The organism is Thermorudis peleae (assembly GCF_000744775.1).
GTDB lineage: Bacteria > Chloroflexota > Chloroflexia > Thermomicrobiales > Thermomicrobiaceae > Thermorudis > Thermorudis peleae.
Genome location: NZ_JQMP01000003.1, coordinates 752,161 through 771,321 on the forward strand (window position 1 = coordinate 752,161; position 19,161 = coordinate 771,321).

The 19,161-nt window shown below is 56.8% G+C and carries 14 protein-coding genes; 4 read left to right on the forward strand and 10 right to left on the reverse strand.

What is annotated here, in order from left to right:
* Window positions 1-61 precede the first annotated feature (61 nt).
* The 8 genes from tatA to N675_RS06545 form a co-directional block, all read right to left on the reverse strand.
* The gene (gene tatA, locus N675_RS06510; RefSeq protein ID WP_038038625.1) at window positions 62-274 is read right to left on the reverse strand and encodes a twin-arginine translocase TatA/TatE family subunit; all 213 of its coding nucleotides are present in this window, start codon (window positions 272-274) and stop codon (window positions 62-64) included.
* A 160-nt stretch (window positions 275-434) separates the two neighbouring features.
* Entirely contained in the window at window positions 435-1,175 is a 741-nt protein-coding gene (gene pgl, locus N675_RS06515; protein WP_038038626.1) for a 6-phosphogluconolactonase, read from the reverse strand.
* 18 nt (window positions 1,176-1,193) lie between these two features.
* The gene (locus N675_RS06520; protein ID WP_038038627.1) at window positions 1,194-2,378 is read right to left on the reverse strand and encodes a glucose-6-phosphate dehydrogenase assembly protein OpcA; all 1,185 of its coding nucleotides are present in this window, start codon (window positions 2,376-2,378) and stop codon (window positions 1,194-1,196) included.
* Between the two features lie 21 nt (window positions 2,379-2,399).
* Window positions 2,400-3,941: a glucose-6-phosphate dehydrogenase gene (zwf, locus tag N675_RS06525; protein WP_038038628.1), complete on the reverse strand. Its 1,542-nt coding sequence runs from the start codon at window positions 3,939-3,941 to the stop codon at window positions 2,400-2,402.
* 19 nt (window positions 3,942-3,960) lie between these two features.
* Window positions 3,961-4,878: a phosphogluconate dehydrogenase (NAD(+)-dependent, decarboxylating) gene (gnd, locus tag N675_RS06530; protein ID WP_038038629.1), complete on the reverse strand. Its 918-nt coding sequence runs from the start codon at window positions 4,876-4,878 to the stop codon at window positions 3,961-3,963.
* Between the two features lie 28 nt (window positions 4,879-4,906).
* Entirely contained in the window at window positions 4,907-7,735 is a 2,829-nt protein-coding gene (locus tag N675_RS06535; RefSeq protein ID WP_038038630.1) for a bifunctional transaldolase/phosoglucose isomerase, read from the reverse strand.
* Window positions 7,736-8,405: 670 nt separating this feature from the next.
* Window positions 8,406-9,371 (reverse strand): helix-turn-helix transcriptional regulator, encoded by a 966-nt coding sequence (locus N675_RS06540; RefSeq protein ID WP_038038632.1) that lies wholly within the window; start codon window positions 9,369-9,371, stop codon window positions 8,406-8,408.
* 146 nt (window positions 9,372-9,517) lie between these two features.
* Window positions 9,518-11,494, reverse strand: a complete 1,977-nt coding sequence (locus tag N675_RS06545; RefSeq protein WP_051914340.1) for an AMP-binding protein — start codon at window positions 11,492-11,494, stop codon at window positions 9,518-9,520.
* A 175-nt stretch (window positions 11,495-11,669) separates the two neighbouring features.
* On the opposite strand from N675_RS06545, the gene N675_RS06550 reads away from it, so the two are divergent.
* Window positions 11,670-13,367: a DEAD/DEAH box helicase gene (locus tag N675_RS06550; protein ID WP_051914342.1), complete on the forward strand. Its 1,698-nt coding sequence runs from the start codon at window positions 11,670-11,672 to the stop codon at window positions 13,365-13,367.
* 185 nt (window positions 13,368-13,552) lie between these two features.
* The gene (locus N675_RS06555; protein ID WP_038038634.1) at window positions 13,553-14,299 is read left to right on the forward strand and encodes a YebC/PmpR family DNA-binding transcriptional regulator; all 747 of its coding nucleotides are present in this window, start codon (window positions 13,553-13,555) and stop codon (window positions 14,297-14,299) included.
* A gap of 566 nt (window positions 14,300-14,865) precedes the next feature.
* On the opposite strand, the gene mreB is transcribed toward N675_RS06555, so the two are convergent.
* Together mreB and N675_RS06565 are read right to left on the reverse strand one after the other, a co-directional pair.
* Window positions 14,866-15,870: a rod shape-determining protein gene (gene mreB / locus N675_RS06560; protein WP_038038636.1), complete on the reverse strand. Its 1,005-nt coding sequence runs from the start codon at window positions 15,868-15,870 to the stop codon at window positions 14,866-14,868.
* A gap of 108 nt (window positions 15,871-15,978) precedes the next feature.
* On the reverse strand, window positions 15,979-16,833 hold the full coding sequence (locus N675_RS06565) for a hypothetical protein (RefSeq protein WP_038038637.1): 855 nt from the start codon (window positions 16,831-16,833) through the stop codon (window positions 15,979-15,981).
* 122 nt (window positions 16,834-16,955) lie between these two features.
* On the opposite strand from N675_RS06565, the gene N675_RS06570 reads away from it, so the two are divergent.
* Both N675_RS06570 and N675_RS06575 read left to right on the forward strand, forming a co-directional pair.
* Window positions 16,956-18,029 (forward strand): GntG family PLP-dependent aldolase, encoded by a 1,074-nt coding sequence (locus N675_RS06570; RefSeq protein WP_038038638.1) that lies wholly within the window; start codon window positions 16,956-16,958, stop codon window positions 18,027-18,029.
* Window positions 18,022-19,146 (forward strand): NAD(P)/FAD-dependent oxidoreductase, encoded by a 1,125-nt coding sequence (locus N675_RS06575; protein WP_038038641.1) that lies wholly within the window; start codon window positions 18,022-18,024, stop codon window positions 19,144-19,146. Before N675_RS06570 ends, N675_RS06575 begins: the two co-directional genes overlap by 8 nt.
* Window positions 19,147-19,161: the final 15 nt, after the last annotated feature.

Consider the following 19,161-nt stretch of genomic DNA (forward strand, 5'->3'; position numbering starts at 1 on the left):
CCTTCCTGCTTGTGACATACGCGGGCAGGAAGGGTTAAGGATAACGCTGCCCGCATGCAAACTAGCGAACTTGAGCGTCCTGCGATTGCTCTGTTACCGTGACGTGGGCTTGTTGATTCGCGTCTCCGACTTCCTCGCGAACGCTGTGGCGGAACTCCCGGATGCTGCGCCCAATCGCTGAGCCGATCTCGGGGAGCTTGCCCGGTCCGAAGAGAATGAGCACGATGATCAGGATCAGAATCAGGTGCGCTGGCTGAAGCAATCCCTCAAACATGGTCTTTTGCCTCCTGGTTCGACCTTCACTCCCTTGCGCTCGTGATCAATCCTACTCCAAGAATGTGCTGCCAGGGTAGGGATTTTCTGGATAATTCTCTACGTAACAGACGCGGGCTCTCGCTCCAGCAGCATACGGCTTCCCAGAGCTTACAACGATGTCATTGCCCTTTCTGTAAGCGCTGCGCAGCTGCGCGATCAAGGAACCAGATCACGTCTCCTTGTGCTGCGCGGAGCAATTGTGCAGGAGTTGTCGTCCAGTCATCGTTCCCTTCAATTGCCCGCGCAACAGCCTCTGCTTTGTCCTGGCCACTCACCAGGATGAAGATCGTTCGAGCGGCCAGAAGGACGGGCACGGTCAACGTAATGCGCTGAGTGTTAAGCTGGGGAACGGAATTTGCGATAACAAGCCGATCACGGACGGCTAGGGCCGTGGTATTGGGGAAAAGTGACGCAATGTGCCCATCGGCTCCAACGCCGAGCAGCAAAAGGTCAAAGCGTGGCACTGCCCCCGGCTGGAGCTGAAAGACGCGTTGCAGCTCACGCTCATAGGCTTCGGCAGCAGCCTCGGCGCCCTTTTCGGCAGGAATACGGTGAATGTTCTCAGAAGGAACCGGGACATGAGCAAGCATGGCCTCATATGCCATGCGGTAATTGCTGTCCGGATGATCGGGGGGAACCGCCCGTTCGTCACCCCAAAACCAATGGACACGTGCCCAATCGATCTGCTCACGATATGGTGACTGAGCCAGCCGTTGATAAACCGGTCGAGGGGTTGATCCGCCCGAGAGTGCGACGGCACACCAGGGTTGCTCAGCAAGGCACTGGTGAATGGCATTGGCAATGCGTCGTGCAGCTTCTTCTGTCAGTGTTGTTGGATCGTCAAGCAAAACGATGTCCACAGCTCCTCCTTCTTCCAGCTAATTGAGCCAGCGTTGGAGGGCACGAGCGAACTGTTCTGCTTCATGCACTGCCTCGGCATAGAGTGGATCTGGGCTAAAGCTCTGTAGCTCACGAAGGAGCAGGCGTTGGGGGTCAAGGTGTGCGTGGTGAAATGCGTAGTGCATTTCTTGTTGCCGGTGATCGATTAAATGAAGCTTGACCATCGTTTGGCGCTCTTCGCTGCGTGTAATCGCGAAGCGAATCTGTTCACCTCGTTGTTGTGCTCGGAATTGAACGGTCAAGAGGTGTCCGCTCATCGCTTGCTCGCAGCGCGTGCAGAGGAGCTCCCAGTGGATTGGCCGATCGTCTGGCCCACGTACTTCAAGCGTCCAGCGGTCCTCTGTTCCACTGGCCTCGGTGAGTTGCCAGTTGAGGCGGTTACTGAGCCATCCGAGGTAGAGGATAGCTTGCAGGGGATTTGCTGGCTTTTCGGGTGTATGGCCAATCGTTACTTGGACATCGGTTAATGCGTCAAGGGCCCACTGGTACTGCGGGAGGTCGAAGGTTCGGGCTGTCATTTCCTGCCATGGCGCTAAGCGTGACCAATTGAGGTCGGAGAGAACGGTCTCTCGTCGGCTGAGCTCTGGCAGAACAGCACTCAGGGCGAGGAAGTCAGCTAGCGGTTGCCCAAAGTTTACTGAGTCGAGAATGACCCGATCAACAGCCTGACAGACGCGACGAAATGCTCGGTCACGGACAGGCGGCGAGGCATACCACCAGAGGAATGAGGGCAGATCGGGTAGTGCAAGCGGAATGATGATACTCGAAAGTGCTTCAAGACTCGTTTGGTTCAGGGTAATGGTAATCTGTTCCCAGCAGGGGGCAAAGCGCTCGCCGCCTTCGAGATGGCACTGAATGCTGACCTGTGCGTCTTGCTCAGTTTCGATTTCGCTACCTTCAGGCATGATCAACAGGACGACACGCGATGGATGCTGGGTCGAGAGTTGGCTGATCCATTCGCGCGCCTCAGCGGCTTGCGTGTCTCCAGTAACGAACACGAAGAGTGTTAGTACACTGGTGCGACTCAGCGTCACTGCCGCGCCGCGTGCATCGAAAGCACTTGGCGTTTGCCATAGCTCAGCAAGTTCCCGTTCGATCGTCTCTACATCGATGAATGGCCCATGGCCTCGCGGCAGAGGTCGACTTGTCTCAATCTTGGCCATCGCTGCCCGCCTTTCGCTATTCTACGGGCGGCGCCATCGGCGACCGTCGCGCGCGATAAACTCGTCGGCTTCCGGCGGCCCCCAGGTACCAGCGTCATAATTGGGGAACTCCGGTGAAGGCATCTCTGCCCACCCTTTCAAGATTTGGGTGATTGGCAGCCAAGCCGCTTCGGTTTCGTCACGCCGTGTAAAGAGCGTCGAATCACCGAGCATACAGTCGAGTAACAGGCGTTCGTACGCGTCAGGCGCCTGGACAAGGAAGCTCGTTCCATAGAGGAATCCCATGTTCACCGTGCGAACACGCACCTGTGGCCCTGGGACCTTCGCTGCAATGTTCAGTGCGATACCCTCATCTGGCTGGATGCGGATAATCAACACGTTCGGCTCGACGCCAGCTTGAGCGATGCCTTTGAAGAGCGGATGAGGCACACGCTTAAACTGAATGGCGATCTCGGTAACACGGCGTGGGAGCCGTTTGCCTGTGCGGAGATAAAATGGCACGTCAACCCATCGCCAGTTGTCGATAAAAAGCTTGAGAGCGACATACGTCTCAGTAACTGAGTGCGGGTTGACGCGTGGCTCTTGCCGATATCCTGGAACTGGCCGGCCGCCAATAAAGCCAGGACCATATTGCCCACGGACTGTTTGCTCGGCAACGTCTTCTGGACGAATTGGCCGGATTGCCCGTAGCGCCTTAACCTTTTCATCGCGGATCGGGTCGGCTTCAAAGGCAATGGGTGGCTCCATCGCGATAATACTCAGGAGCTGCATCATATGGTTCTGCACCATATCGCGCAGCGCCCCAGCGCGATCGTAGTAACCACCACGCCCCTCGATGCCAATGCTTTCAGCAACGGTGATCTGGACGTGGTCAATATAGTTGCGATTCCAAATCGGCTCGAAAATGCCATTTGCGAAGCGAAAGACCAGGATATTTTGAACGGTTTCCTTACCGAGATAATGGTCAATGCGAAAGATCTGCTCCTCACGAAAGTACTGCAAGAGGAAGTTGTTGAGCTTTACGGCACTTTCAAGATCGTGCCCGAAGGGCTTCTCGACGACAAGCCGTACCCATGCTGAGGCGTTTGTTGGTTGGTTCAGTCCGGCTTCGGCAAGCTGCTCAACAATCAGCTCATAGCTGTCCGGAGGGACTGCGAGGTAGAAGATCCGGTTACCCCCGGTACCGCGCTCGCGATCGAGTGTTGCAAGCAGGTCGCCGAGCTTTGGGAAAGCTGACCGATTAGTAAAATCGGCAGCGAAGTAGCGGATGCCTTGCGCAAAACTCTCCCACACATCTTCGTCAATTGGCTTACGACGAGAAAACCGCTCGACTGAGGCGCGAAGGTCAGCTCGAAATTCCTCGTCGCTCATTGGTCGTCGGGCAAAGCCAACGATGCTGAATCCAGGTGGCAGTAAGCCGTCATACGCTAAGTTGTAGAGTGCAGGAACGAGCTTTCGGTGGGTAAGGTCGCCGGATGCGCCAAAGATAACCATGACGCAAGGATCAGGAATCCGTTCAAGTCGCAGCCCTTCGCGCAGCGGATTGGTTGCAAGTGCAGTCATCGTCGCTGTCCTCCCGGGCCTACGTTTCCGCTTGTGACGAAGATTCCTTCTGAACTGCGTGACCACCAAATTCGTGCCGGAGCGCGGCGATCACTTTTGCTGCAAAGGAATCGTCTTGCCGTGAGCGGAAGCGCATCTGCAAGGAGAGCGTAATCACTGGCGCCGGCACATCTTCTTCGATGGCAGTTAACACAGTCCATCGCCCTTCACCTGAATCTTCGACATACCCTCGGATCGTGCTGAGTTCAGGGTCGTTCTGGAAGGCGCGCTCGGCAAGCTCAAGGAGCCATGAGCGGATCACACTACCATGGTTCCAGAGCTTAGCGAGTGCTGCCAGGTCGTACTGGTATGGCGAGGCCTTCAAAATTTCGAACCCTTCGCCATACGCTTGGAGCATCCCGTACTCGATGCCGTTATGGACCATCTTGGCGAAATGCCCAGCGCCGCTTGGCCCTACGTAGCGGTAACCGTCTTGTGGAGCCAGGGTCTGAAAGGCTGGCTCAACGAGCTTGAAGGCTTCTTCGTCACCACCAATCATGAGACAATAGCCGTATTCCAGGCCCCAAATCCCGCCGCTTGTGCCCACGTCGAGGAAGCGGATGCCATCCTGGCGTAAGCGCTCAGCGCGGCGAACGGAGTCCTTCCAGTAAGAGTTTCCGCCATCGATGAGAATATCTCCTGGACTAAGCAAGGGCCGGAATGTCTCAATCATATGCTCGGTTGGATCTCCGGCCGGCACCATGATCCAAATGACGCGTGGTGGCTGCAGATGATGGACGACCTCTTCGGGGGTATATGCCCCAATTGCGCCTGCCGCTTCGGCTTCACGAATTGGCTCAGGGCTGCGGTTGTGGGCGATGACACGGTGTCCGCCCTGGAGAAGCCGCCGAACCATATTGCCACCCATTCGCCCTAGTCCAACAATTGCGAGTTCCATGATGTGTTCTCCTGTTCTGTCCTCAGATTTAACGTGTTCCAGCAACGGCCAGTTGCTGGAGCAGCCAGTCCAAGCCACGTTCTGCTTCATCGGCCGGGATGTGGAGCAGGAGCACAGGGCGTTTCCGGCTAATCAGCGCAGCGTAATCGCCAAAGGCCTGGGCTTTGAAGAGCGTCTTGAACGTGTAGGGTGAGCCAGGGATCGGAAGATCGTGCGCGGGCTCAATGAGCACCATAAGGAACGCCCCATTTGGTGTCCCGCCCTTATAGAACTGCCCGATCGAGTGGAGGTAGCGTGGTCCATAGCCAAGTGTCGTTGCTACTCCGAGGCGCTGGAGCAGTCGGCGAGTTTCCTGGAGTCGCCAGCTTATTTCTGGACGCGTGTCCGTGAAGGCGAGTAACGCAAGGTAATCCCCCAGGTGGACACTGCTGCAGAAAGCCGCAACGGCTGCTTCCGCACTGGTCGTATCAAACTCGCCGTATATTCGTATGCCGTTTGCAGTTGCAAGGACTGGTGGCTCAGGAAGCTCACCCGTCTTGGTGAAGGTTTTGAGGAGTGCGTTTGTCCGATCTTTGCTTTCTTGCACGTTTGGCTCATCAAAAGGATTAATCCCGAGAATAGCCCCTGCGACGGCCGTTGCAACTTCCCAACGGAGGAATTCTGCTCCAAGGTCCCACGTGTTCCAGAGGCGGCAGCGCACGACAGGGTGCCCGAGTGTCTCAAGCGCTAAGAGCAGTGCGTCACTCTCGACATGTGGTTGCAGTGCAAGGTCAATACCGACAAAGAGCCGATCTGTCCCGTACTGATTCGGTGCTTGGTGCGGTTCATGAATAACCGGCAGCAGGCCTGTACCGTCCTTGCCGGTGCTTTCCGCTAGCAGCTGCTCAAGCCAGTCACCAAGACTCGTAATCGCTGGCTCGGTGAGCATCGTCACTTTGTCCCGGCCAGCGGTACCCAATGCCCCAAGGGCAGCCCCAAGCCACAAGCCGGGATTCTCCACACTATTTCGCTGCAACTGCTCGGCCATTCGAGCGGCTGGCTCAAGTAACGCTTTGAGTGGCAGCCCGATGGCTGCTCCTGGCACCAGCCCAAAGAACGACAAGGCGGAGTAACGGCCGCCAATATCGGGAGGATTGAGGAAAACTCTGCGAAACTGGTGGTCTCGTGCAAGCCGTTCAAGTGGTGTTCCTGGATCGGTAATGGCGATGAACTGATCTCCGGCTGCAGCGCCACGCCGTGACCGTATGATCTCGTACCAGTATGCGTATTGGCTGAGTGTTTCGACAGTGGTTCCTGACTTTGAACTCACGATGAAGAGTGTCTTGTCTAGATCAACTTCATCCTGAAGTCGGGCAATAATGTCAGGATGTGTGGTATCGAGAACGCGCAGCTCCGGGAACCCTTCGGCATTCCCGAAGACGCGTTGCAGCACTTCTGGAGCGAGGCTACTCCCACCCATGCCAAGCAGAACAGCGTGCTGGAACCCCGCAGATTGAATGTCGCTGGCCACTGCCTCAAGCTCGTGTAGGCTGGCGAGCATGGTCTCATGAACGGTTAGCCACCCAAGGCGTTGAGCAATCTTGGCCTGTGTTGCTGGATCAGCGCTCCACAAGCTTGGATCCTTGGCCCAAAGTCGCTCGATAAACCGTTCGTTGACCAGCCGCTCAGCTTGAGCCGTGACCGTTGGTTCAAAAGGGCCAAGCTGACCGGCCCTCCTTTCAATCACTGCAGCAAGGGTACGCCGCTTTTCATCGATCCGCTTGAGGACATCGTTATAGGACTGCTGGAAGAGTTCGACCCCTTGGCGTTGCAGTAGGTTGGTTACCTCAGTGTAGTCAATGCCAACGTCCGCTAAGGTGCGCAAAACTTGCTCCGCTTCCTCAACGCCCTCTTCGACCGTTGCCCGCACGCGACCATGGTCGCGGAACGCCTCAACCGTGACAGGAGCCATGGTTTGGACGGTATACGGCCCAATCAAGGTCTCAACATAGAGCACATCGCTGTACGCAGGGTTCTTCGTGCTGGTGCTTGCCCAGAGGACACGCTGGATGCGCGCTCCCTGCTTTTGAAGCCGAGCAAAACGTTCACCATTGAGGAAAACACGCTTGAAGCGCTGATAGGCAAGCTTCGCGTTCGCGACAGCCACTTTGCCCTTCAGCCAGCCGAGTTTTTCACGCCGTTCAGGATCCGTCTCTTGCTTGAGTAGCTCGTCAATGCGGCGGTCAACTTCTGTGTCGATACGGCTAACAAAGAAGCTCGCGACTGAGGCGATGTGGTCGACTGCCAGGCCAGCTTCAAGCCGGCGTTCAATGCCGCGGAGATATGCTTCCATCACCTGCTCGTAGTTCTCAAGGCTGAAGAGCAGGGTAATGTTGACATTGACGCCTTCGGCAATAAGTTGTTCGATGGCTGGAATGCCTTCCGGTGTTCCCGGCACTTTAATCATGACATTGGGACGGTCAATTTTCGCAAACAGTCGTTTTGCTTCGGCAATTGAGCGCTCGGTGTCATATGCCAGGTCTGGCGGGAGCTCAAGGGAGACGAACCCATCTTCCCCGCCGGAAGCTTCATACACGAGACGGAAGAGGTCGCAGGCCTTTTGTACGTCGTGCACCGCGAGTTCTTCAAAGATTGCAGCACTCGAGAGCCCTTTTGCAGCGAGTTCTGCAATCTCGTCGTCGTATTCTTCGCTACTCGAAATCGCCTTATCAAAGATTGTTGGATTGGATGTAACGCCGCGTAGTCCATCCTCTTCGATAAGGCGGGCGAGTTCTCCAGAGGTAATGAGTGAACGACTCAGGAAGTCGAGCCAGAAGCTTTGGCCATACGTGCTGAGCTCTCGTAAGGGGTTCGACATGATGGTTACCCTCCCGTCTGCCGTGCCTGACCGTCTCGTGATCATGGTGGCAGGCACTTGCACGACATCTGCTCGCCGGCAACTGGAAGCCGGCTCTCAATGATAGCGTACGTCACTAGCATGGGGTTGTCGTAGGCGTACAGCCCAACAGCCGAAGAGCATGTTGGGTCGCCAGATAGAAGGACTCGCGCCGAGCGATTAAGAGTAACCGCTCGGCGCGAGCGCGGTATAGGGAGTGACGGGATGGTGTGTGCACCGTTATGGACGTATCTCTTTTGCGTGGCAGCGTACTGTACTGCCTTCACTTCTAGTCATAGATCACGACGGTCAGGCCGGGAAGAGGGTGCAGGGAGGAATTTTTGTCAACCGTGGGTGGGAATTTTTGTCACCCCTCAGGTTTTGGGGCAGCTTGATCATGAAAGCGAGCCAGTGGGGCTGCTCAACAGGCGAACCCTTTTCGCCTGTTTGCCTTACAGTCACTACGCTGGTATAGATGCAGGCAGGCACGTAGCGTCGGGATGTGGCACACGCTTAAACTGAATGGCAATCTCGGTGCTGCGTATTGGTCTGACAACGGAAGTGAGGCAGGGGACAATGTCACCGGACTGATTGATCGAAGCACAAGTCGGCAACGAGCAAACACACCCTCCGGGCGCTTCTGGTGCTGTCTTCAGCGGTTTTCCAATGGTATTTCCGGCTGCTCAATACGAGGTACCATTGGTGCAATAAGTATCGGTTGTTCTGGATGCAGAATCCCTCGACGCCGTGCCGCTGCAACGACCTCGTCACGGGTACGTTCCGAGCCAAGCTTCTCGGCAATGCGTCGAACGTGGGTCTTTACTGTATGCACCGAGACTGGTGGATCAAGCTGCGACGCAATATCCGCATACGTGAGCTTTGGCTCCGCAAGAAGAACAAGGACCTCAAGCTCGCGATCAGTTAACCAGCAGACTGCCCGTCGATCAGCGAGGAGCGGTTCTTTGGCATCCCCAGAAGAAGGAGCGACTGCGTGATCCTCTGAAATCTTCTCCGACGCAGGGACAAGCGTTGCAAGCGGTCGACGTAGTCCCCGGGCAATCAAGCCGAACGTTGTTCCGGCGACGGCCAGCGTGACCAGACTTCCAGCAAGAAATGGGAAAAGCCGGTTCCAGGGAACATCATGGATCAGCCAAATGTGGAGTGCACAGACAAGGAGAACGAGCCCACTGGCAAATGTTGCTCCAAGTGCGCCAAAGGTGCATGAACGGAGGCTGGTTACTCCGATGAGGAGGATAAAGAGTGTTGTGCCAATTGTCAGTGAGGCGTCAAAGAGCAGGAGCGCGAAGCAGGCGCCAAGCCAATCAATGCAAATTGCCAGCGTGCGTCCAATTTTCCAGTCTTGGAAGGTCTTCGGTGGGGCAATGAGCGCGTGAACAATACCATTGCCGATCCCATAGTAGGCCGCGAGCAAGAGTGGCCAGATCCAGTGCACTGTTGGTCTGAGGAGTAAGAGCGAAAGGCTTGAGACAACGGTTACCCATCGTGCCTGTACCAACAGCCGCTCAATCCACCATTCGCCGACAGGAATTCCCAACTTCCAAACTTGCGGAAGTTCATCCTCGGCGTTTCGTTGCTCCCATTCTCGATCTAGGAACATACGAAGGCATCTATCCCTACACCGCTGCCTCTGTCAGTGTAGCGAATGTAATAGAGCCCTGGCAACACCTGCATCCCAGCGAACGCCAGAGCCATTGCTCTGGCAAAATGCAATGGCTCTGGCGACGCATCACATTCACTGCGCGGCTACGAACGTGTTCCGTTTCGTGCAGCCTCGGCAATGGCCTGAACAGCTGCTGGATTCTCAAGTGCTGAGAGATCGCCAGGATCGCGGCCAAGATAGGCAGCCCGAATGACCCGTCGCATAAGCTTTGCGTTACGCGTCCGCGGCAAATCAGGGACGAAGAGGACGCGCTCTGGTCGTAATGGTCGCCCCAGCCGCGCAGCGATAGTATCCTGGATCTCGGCAGCTAAGGACGGATTTGCCGGTATTCCTGGGCGAAGCATGGCGAAGACAACAATGGCTTCGCCTTTGACCGGGTCTGGCACGCCAATGGCAGCCGCTTCTTGAACAGCTGGGTGTGCAACCGCGGCGGATTCCACTTCCGCTGGCCCAATGCGCTTGCCCGCCGCTTTGATCGTGTCATCGGAGCGTCCGAGGATGTACCAGAAGCCGTCTTCGTCAATCAGTGCCCAGTCTCCATGGTCCCAGAGATCAGGCCAGCGCGACCAGTATGTCGCAAGGTAGCGGTCAGGATCGCGCCAGAATCCTTGTGTCATCCCCACCCAAGGCTGCCGAATAACAAGTTCGCCGACGGATCCGCGAACGGGATTACCTTGTTCATCAACGACGTCAGCCGCCATGCCTGGTACTGGACCACTAAAGGCGCAGGGTTTCTGCGGCTCAATCATGGTGCAGCCGAGAATGCCGCCACTAATCTCAGTTCCACCCGAATAGTTGAGAATTGGTCGGCGCTCCTGGCCAACAACCCGGAAAAGCCACTCCCAGGGGGCAGGATTCCACGGTTCGCCGGTTGATCCAAACGCTCGGAGTGAGGGCATCGCATGCTGCTGGGGCCAGTGATCCCCGTGAGGCATCAAGGCACGGACGACCGTTGGAGTTAAGCCGAGGACGCTGATGGCATGGCGTGATACCAGCCGCCACACGCGGTCAGGCTGCGGCCAATCCGGTGTCCCTTCGTAGATGACGAGTGTGGCCCCAAGCAGGAGCGTGCCAGCAATGGCCCAGGGCCCCATCATCCAGCCAAGATCGGTCAACCAGCAGAGACGATCGTCTGGCTGAATATCGAAGCACACGGCCATATCGTGTGCCGCCTTAACAGGGAAGCCAGCATGCACGTGAACGGTGCCCTTTGGTTTCCCAGTTGTTCCCGACGTGTAGATGATCATGTACGGAGTATCGGCATTGGTTGGCTCAACGGGACATGTGGAATCAGCATCAGCAACCAGGTCATGCCACCAGTGATCACGCCCAGTCGTCCAGGGAATTGATTCGCCAGTTCGTTGCACGACAATGCAGTGGCGTACAGTTGGGACCTCAGCACAGGCCTCATCGGCCGTTGCCTTGAGGCTAATTGTCCGACCGCGACGGAGAAAACCATCAGCCGTAATGAGCGCAACAGCTTCGCCATCGCGGAGGCGTGTTGCGACGGCTTCAGATCCAAAACCAGAGAAGAGTGGGATGAAGATCGCGCCAATGCGACTGCAGGCGAGTGTCGCAATGACGGTTTCCGGAAGCATTGGCAGGAAGATGCCGATCCGGTCGCCTGGCCCAATTCCAAGATGACGCAAGGCTGAGGCAAGGCGATTAACCTGCTCAGCAAGTGCGCGAAATGTCAGCGTCCGTGTTGCTCCATCATCGCCTTCCCAGATAACTGCTGGCCGCTCTGCTGCATTGCTCCTTGCGTGTTTGTCCACTGCATCGATGACGTAGTTGTATTGGGCGTCAACAAACCATTGTGCCCAGGGTTTGCCACGACGCAGGTCGAGAATTTGATCATACGGCCGTAGCCATGTCAGCTCGAGATGCTTGACCATCGCCTCCCAGTACCAGACAGGATCAACGGCAGCTCGTTCGCGAAGAGTGGTGATATCAGCGATCTGCTGCTCTTTCATGAAGCGGACGAGCCGACTACGCGCGTACTCGGCTTCGCTTGGTCGCCAGACAATGTGCTGCGCGTGCAATGTCTGTTGCTCTGACATCCGGTATTCCTCCATTTCCCTGTGGCTAGCTTGATTGTGCGCCTGCATCGTCTCCAGCGCAAGCATGCGCTCGACTGTGGTATAGTCAATGGGTGCGGCGGTCGCTGAAAGCCGGCTGCAGCGACCGTCTTTTCTTGTGTTTCAGCCGGGTGGTAGATATTGGGGTTCCTCATTGATGGCAATCGCAGTGATCGCTGATCAAACAACAACAGCGAAGGTCGAAGAGCTGACTTTTGCTGACCTTGGCCTCTCACCTGAATTACTTCGTGCGGTGCAGGAAGCCGGCTTTTCTGCACCAATGCCCGTCCAAGCACGGGTTATTCCGATTGTTTTGTCTGGTCGCGATGTGATCGTGCAGGCGCAGACCGGGACAGGTAAGACGGCAGCGTTTGCGCTGCCAATCCTGCACCAACGTCATCCGCTTGAGCATAGGGTACAAGCACTTATCCTCACGCCGACGCGAGAACTGGCACTGCAGGTCACGGCAGTGTTCCAACAGCTTGGACGTTACACAGGGGCACGGGTGGTTCCGGTATATGGTGGTCAGCCTATTGAGCGACAAATTCGTGCCCTTCGGGATGGCGCTGACATCGTCGTTGGTACTCCGGGACGCATTATTGATCATCTGCGACGCGAGACTCTGCAGCTCGAGGACGTGCGCATGGTGATCCTCGATGAGGCCGATGAGATGCTCAATATGGGCTTTATCGAGGACGTCGAATGGATTCTCGACCAAACACCAGCCACACGGCAAACCGGATTGTTTTCCGCAACGATCCCTGAGCGGGTTGCTCAACTTGCTCATCGCTATCTCCATGATCCTGTTCGGGTAACCATTGCCCCAGAGCACATTACTGTCCCGCACATTCGCCAGATCGTCTATGAAGTGCCTGAATCGGCTAAGCTGGCAGCGCTTCAGCGCGTGCTGGCTTTTGAGCAACCGACGTCGGCGATCATTTTCTGTCGCACGAAGAGCGGGGCGGATACGCTTGCGCAGGCGTTACAGGCACGCGGTGAAGACGCTGAGGCGATTCATGGGGATCTGACACAAGCGCAGCGTGATCGTGTCATGGCGCGTTTCCGTGCTGGTAAGGCGGTACTCCTTGTCGCTACGGATCTTGCGGCACGCGGGCTCGATATTCCGCAGGTCACTCACGTTATCAACTACGATATTCCGCAAGATCCTGAGAGCTATGTCCATCGGATCGGCCGGACTGGTCGGGCTGGTGCTCCTGGGACAGCGATCACGCTCGTCACGCCACGCGAGCGCCGAATGATTCGAGAGATTGAGCGGACGATTAGCCAATCGCTCGAGCGAGGGCGCGTGCCGAGCCGTACGCAAGTGATTGAACGGCAGTGGGCCAAGCTTCGGGAAGCGCTTGAGTCAGTGCTTGCATCTGGTCCTGATGCCAGTGCCTATTCGTTCATTGCGAGCGTGCAAGGGAAGGCTAATCCCGAAACGCTCGCTGCTGCTGCCGTTCAACTCCTTATGAATGAGCGTGAGCGTGACCTTGGCGGGGATGCAATTGACGACGCCCAATTCATGGTGCCTGTTGAGCGGTCAGCTGTTAACCGGCGTTCGCCACGCACAGCGAATGAGCGAGCAATACCAATGGTGCGCCTTGTACTCGCTGTTGGCCGTCGTGATGGCGTTGCCCCTGGCGATATTGTTGGGGCAATTGCGAACGAGGCGCGAATTCCTGGGCGGGTAATCGGGCGTATTCAGATCGATGAGCAACAGAGCACAGTCGACGTGCCAGCTGATGTTGCAGAGCAGGTCTTACGAGCACTTGAGCATACTCGACTACGCGGTAAGCTAGTTCGACCATCCCGTGCTGATGGGCTTCGCTCTCGTGGGCGTTTCTCTCACTAAGCCATGCGGTGCACACACGTGCGAGTGTAAACACGACTACAATTATTCCTGATAATGTCGTGAAGGTGCTCTGCAGGAGTAACCTTCCCCCTGGCGTGACCATGTAGGGGCGCCATCGTGAATGACCTTGTGCTGGCGATTCCTGTGGAGCAATGCGACAGTGCACGAAGAAGGAGTGGAGCGCTATGGCAGGGCATTCAAAGTGGGCGCAAATTAAACGGCAGAAGGCAGTTGCTGATTTCCGGAAAGGGCAGATCTTCAGCAAGCTCTCGCGTGAAATTCAAGTCGCGGTCCGTGAAGGTGGGCCGAATCCCGATGCGAATCCCCGGCTGCGCATGGCGATTGAGCGTGCCAGGCGAGAGGGGATGCCAAAAGAGAACATCGAAAACGCGATTGCGAAGGCAACTGGCGCTGCCGGCGGTGGGAACCAGTACGAGACGATCGTCTACGAAGGGTATGGTCCGGGTGGCATTGCCATTATGGCCATCGCGCTGACTGACAACCGCAACCGGACGGCATCGGAAGTTCGCCATACCTTTTCACGGTATGGTGGCTCCCTGGGTGAGACAGGCAGTGTTGCGTGGCAATTTGACACAGTTGGTCAGATTGTTGTTCCGCTTGATGGACGTGATCCAGATGAGGTTGGCTTGCTGGCAATCGATGCTGGTGCGCGCGACGTTGAGGTTGAGGATGAGACACTGATCATTACGACCGATCCCGAGGTGCTCAGCGACGTTGTTGAGAAGTTGCAGGCTGCTGGATTGACGATCCGGCAGGCTGATATCCAACGCGTACCACAGACGACGGTCGAGTTAGAAGGCGCGCAAGCTCAAAGCGCGCTGAAGTTGCTTGAGGCACTTGAAGATCTCGATGATATTCAAGAGGTCTACACAAACGCCAGCTTCCCAGCTGAGGTACCGACGGCTTCGTAACCAGCACTGTTCTTTGAGAACCTGGCTCGACCAACTCGGGGGTAGTCCAAAGCACTTGGTGTTTGAGTCCTGTTCTGTTGCGGCAAAGGCAGGAGAAAGGATTACTGAGGCGGGATATCCCGCCTCAGTTCCTCCATCGAACTCAGTTCTATTCTGCGCCGGACGGTCGCCGTCCGGCCAGCTGCTCTAGGCAACTCGCCCATTGCCCCCCGAAGTGTGGTTCCAGCACTGGAGCGGGCTTTCCGTAGCCCGGCAGCGGTGGTAGTCCTCATCTGTGGCGATGGCATAACCAAGTGCACATCGCATGGTAACGAGTTGACGCCCTTTCATTACAACAGTCGATCGGCGTAGCATTGGGCACCCAAATCGCAGCTGGCCATCGGGCTCGGCATCCGACGCTTGCTCCGACGTTGACAGTCGCAACATAGCGCCGCCTCGTTTTTCTTCTGTGCCGTTCCCTCAGGCCGCACAAGGCTCATAACGATATGCTCTGGCGTCTGCCAGCTCGCACTCGTCACGAGCGCTGCGCCGCTTACCCCTTAGTATACATTCCTGTTACCTGCGGATCAGAGTTCCTCAAGGCTGTCGCGGATGACGTCGAAATACTCCAGGGCCAGACCAGTGCCAATGGCAACACAGCTCATCGGATCGTCTGCAACATAGCAGGGCACCCCTGTAACCTCGGTGAGGAGACGGTCAAGATTGCGGAGGAGCGCCCCACCACCGGTGAGTACCATGCCCTTATCGATAATGTCTGAGGCAAGCTCGGGCGGGGTCTTCTCAAGCACTGAGCGGACTGCCCCAATAATCGCTTCGAGTGGCTCAGTAATCGCCTCCACGATTTCGTTCGCGTGAATCGGGATCGTACGTGGTAACCCGGCTACCTCGTCGCGTCCGCGTACCTCGATCGAGAGATCCTCTTCAACTGGGAGGGCTGAGCCAATCGCAATCTTGATTTCCTCAGCGGTTCGCTCGCCGATGCGCAGGTTGTGCTTCCGCTTGATGTACGCCGCGATGGCGTCATCAAAATGGTTTCCACCGATGCGAATTGATTCTGCAACGACAATGCCGTTGAGGGAAATGACAGCAACTTCAGTTGTGCCACCGCCAATATTGATGACCATGTTCCCGCTAGGGTCGGCAACAGGGACTTTTGCTCCGATAGCAGCGGCTAACGGCTCACTAATGAGGTATGCTCGCCGGGCTCCAGCGTTTAAGGCGGCGTCACGGACTGCTCGACGTTCGACGCTTGTGACGCCAGCCGGAACAGAAATCATGACCTCGGGCCGAACAAGCGAGAAGCGACCTACTGTCTTATTAATAAAGTAGCGGAGCATTTCTTGCGTAACGACATAATCGGCGATGACACCGTTCCGCATTGGCCGCACCACTTCGATCGTGTCGCGCGGCTCACGGCCAAGCATGTTACGGGCTTCAATGCCAACCGCTTTGACTTTTCCATCCTTCGCCGAAATGGCAACGACTGATGGCTCGTTAATCACGATCCCACGGCCACGGACATAGACAAGGACGTTTGCCGTGCCCAGGTCGATGCCAAGTTGCTTCGCCACTGTGCCTGCCCTCACCAACTCGCAGATACTCGTGCACAGCAACAATCCCGTGGCCATGTGGACACGGGCGTTCCATTCGGATTGTACACAGTGTAAGGGCAGTACGCGTTAGTTCTCAAGGGTGACGCCTTTGGCTTGTAATGCTGCGATATCCGTTTCAATTTCACGAAGTTGACGCTCAATAATTGGCAGCCGATCTCGTGTCCGTGCCATGTCGGATAATACGGCATCGCGCTCTTTCCGTAACCGCCGAAGTTCACTGACCAACTGCTGCCGATGCCGTTCACGCGTTAGGCAAGTTGGGCAGTGATCGTGGAGATCACGCCATCCTCCACAGACCGGGCAAGGCCGGACCAGCGATGACAGCGTTGGGAGATCGATGGGCTGCTGCTCGCGGATGGCTTGCAGCACTGCAGTTGCCAGCAAATCAAGACTTGTGAGCAGTCGTTCGCTCAGTGTTGTGCGCTGATCTTCGGTGAGATCCGTTGGAAACAGCGGCGAGAGATCGACCTCATCACGGACGAGTTGGGCTGGCGCGAGCTGGTGACCACGCTCTGCCCAGTCAATCGCCTCGTGCCACGTACATGGTATTGTGCCAATCACGAGTGTGAGCGTTGCCGGCGCTGTCGTGTCACATGCAATCAGCTGAATCGGCACGGGCGGTAACTCGGGCGGAGGAGAAGGTGCACGTTGGGGCTGGTCCCACTGCTTGATATCAGCTTCGACTTGGGCGATCGCTGCTTCAAGTTCAGCAGCGCGCACTGTCCACCGATTCGATGGTTTCTGTGCTTCAAGCGCTTGCTCACGATCGTACTGTAGCTCTGCCTGCTGCTGGAGCAGCCGGCGCAGCCGACGGCGCTCTGCTTCGCGGATATATGCTTGCTCAGCATCACCATCGTGAGATGGCGATGGTCGTTGGTCTGGTTGTGTTGGCTCATGGCGACGACGGAACCAGCGAAGCATCCAATGACTCCTTGCACTTCCCATTCTCGATTCAAGTGTTGCCTGATGATACTGAAGCCGACAACGCACGGTAGACTCTCAACGAAAGCGTGAGTGCTGAGCTAGAAGGGACGAAGGAAAGCGTGACGGACGTGATTGACCTGCGCGGTGACTGGGCTGCACCGCCAACGCCAGCAATGCGGCGGGCGATGGCAGAGGCTGAAGTGGGCGATGACAACTCGCATGAAGATCCCACGGTCATTCGGCTTGAGGAGCGCGCGGCTGAGATCCTTGGCAAGGAAGCCGCGCTCTTCGTACCAAGTGGCACAATGGGAAATCTTGTGAGCATTCTTGCCTTGACCGAATACGGTACTGAGATCATCCTTGGTGATCGCTCGCATGCTTATGTCTACGAGGTTGGTAGCGCCGCTGTTATCGGTGGCCATCCGTACCGGCCAGTACCCAATGATCGTTTCGGGGGTCTCAATCCTCGTGACGTTGAATCTGCTATACGTCCGCCGAATATTCATTTTCCGCGTACTGGCCTCCTGATGCTTGAGAATACGCATAACCTCTGTGGTGGAACAGTGCTCTCCGTCGAGTTAACTCGACAACTCTGTGCCCTTGCGCATGCGCATGGCATCCCCGTTCATCTTGATGGCTCGCGCATCTTTAACGCGGCTGCTGCCCTTGGCGTCCCTGCAGCAGAGCTTGCACAGGATGCTGATACTGTCATGTTTTGTCTTTCAAAAGGGCTTGCCGTCCCAGTCGGTTCAATGGTCTGCGGATCTGCAGAGGTGATCGAGCGTGCACGGCAAAAACGCAAGCTGCTTGGGGGCGCCATGCGGCAAGCGGGTGTTCTTGCAGCTGCTGGTCTCGTTGCCCTTGAGCAGATGATCGATCGATTGCCGGAAGACCATGCGACAGCGCGATACCTCGCTGAGGGGCTCGCACTGCTCCCGGGCTTTGTTGTTGATCTTGAAACGGTGCAGACCAATATCGTCTTCTGTACCCTTGAGCCGCCGCTGTCGGCTGAGGCCGTTGCTGCAGCTCTACGCGATGCGGGCATCCGGTGTAGTGTCTTTGGCGCGCAGCAGATTCGTTTCGTTACGCACTACGCCATTACACGCGCCCATATTGATCGCGTTCTAAGTGCTCTACAGCAGATTGTGTGTGAGCTGGGCGGAACGCGCTTGGCGGTAGGCCCCAATGGCTGAAGCATTACCCCGTGCCGTCGATGTTGTCGTCATCGGTGGTGGGATCATTGGCTGTGCAATTGCGTATGAACTGGCGCGCTCGGGCGTCGATACCCTTTTGCTTGAAGCAGGGACGCTTGCCCGTGGAGCATCTGGGGCAAGCGCTGGTGGTGTGCGCCAGCAAGGCCGTGATCCCCGCGAGTTGCCTTTGGCAAGGCAGGCAGTTGCGCGTTGGCCGTCGCTTGCTGAAGAGTTGGGATATCCAACAGGATTTTCCCGCTGCGGTCATCTTACTCTCGCTGAGTCGTCACAAGAACTTGCGATACTCGCTGAGCGCTGTGAGCGCGAGCGAATGGATGGCATCGACGCTCGCTTGGTCGACGCAGCTGACGTCCAGACCCTTGCGCCAGGGGTTGCTCCGCATGTCGTCGGTGGAAGTTGGACGCCTGATGATGGACAGGCTGTGCCCGCGTTGGCGACGGTTGCATTCGCGCAGGCTGCTCGCCGTTTGGGCGCTCGCATCATCGTTGGCTGTCGGGTCACGGGTATTCGGCAAGTAGCCAGCCGCGTTGTTGGTGTTGACACTCCATTCGGGTCGCTCGCTTGCAACTGGATTATCAATGCTGCGGGAGCTTGGAGTGCACACCTTGCCAGGCTTGCCGGGCGGGTACTCAATGTTGCCCCGCGCGCGTTGCAAATGCTCGTGACTTTTCCTGCGCCCCAGCGCCCGTTACCGGTGTTAGGTGCGTTGAACCGGCGTCTTAGCTTTAAGCAGCTTGCTGATGGATCCTATCTCATTGGCGGAGGCTGGCCTGGCCTCGTCGTAGGGTCTCGAAGTGTCCTCTTGCCAGCAAGCCTTCAGGGTAGTGCGCGAGACGCTTGCGCAATCTACCCGCCAGTTGCTCAGATACCGCTTCGTCGTGCATGGGCTGGTATTGAAGGATTTACTCCTGATGGGGTGCCGGTGGTGGGCCCCGATCCCAACGTGGCAGGTTTCGTTTATGCCTGTGGTTTCTGTGGTCATGGTTTTGCTTTGGCTCCGGCTGTTGGTGAAGCAGTCGCTCGCTTTGTTCGCACAGGTCAGCTTGATCCAGCAATCCTCCCATTCCGCCCGGATCGATTTGGCGCTATGACCTAGTCTGTGCCACAACTG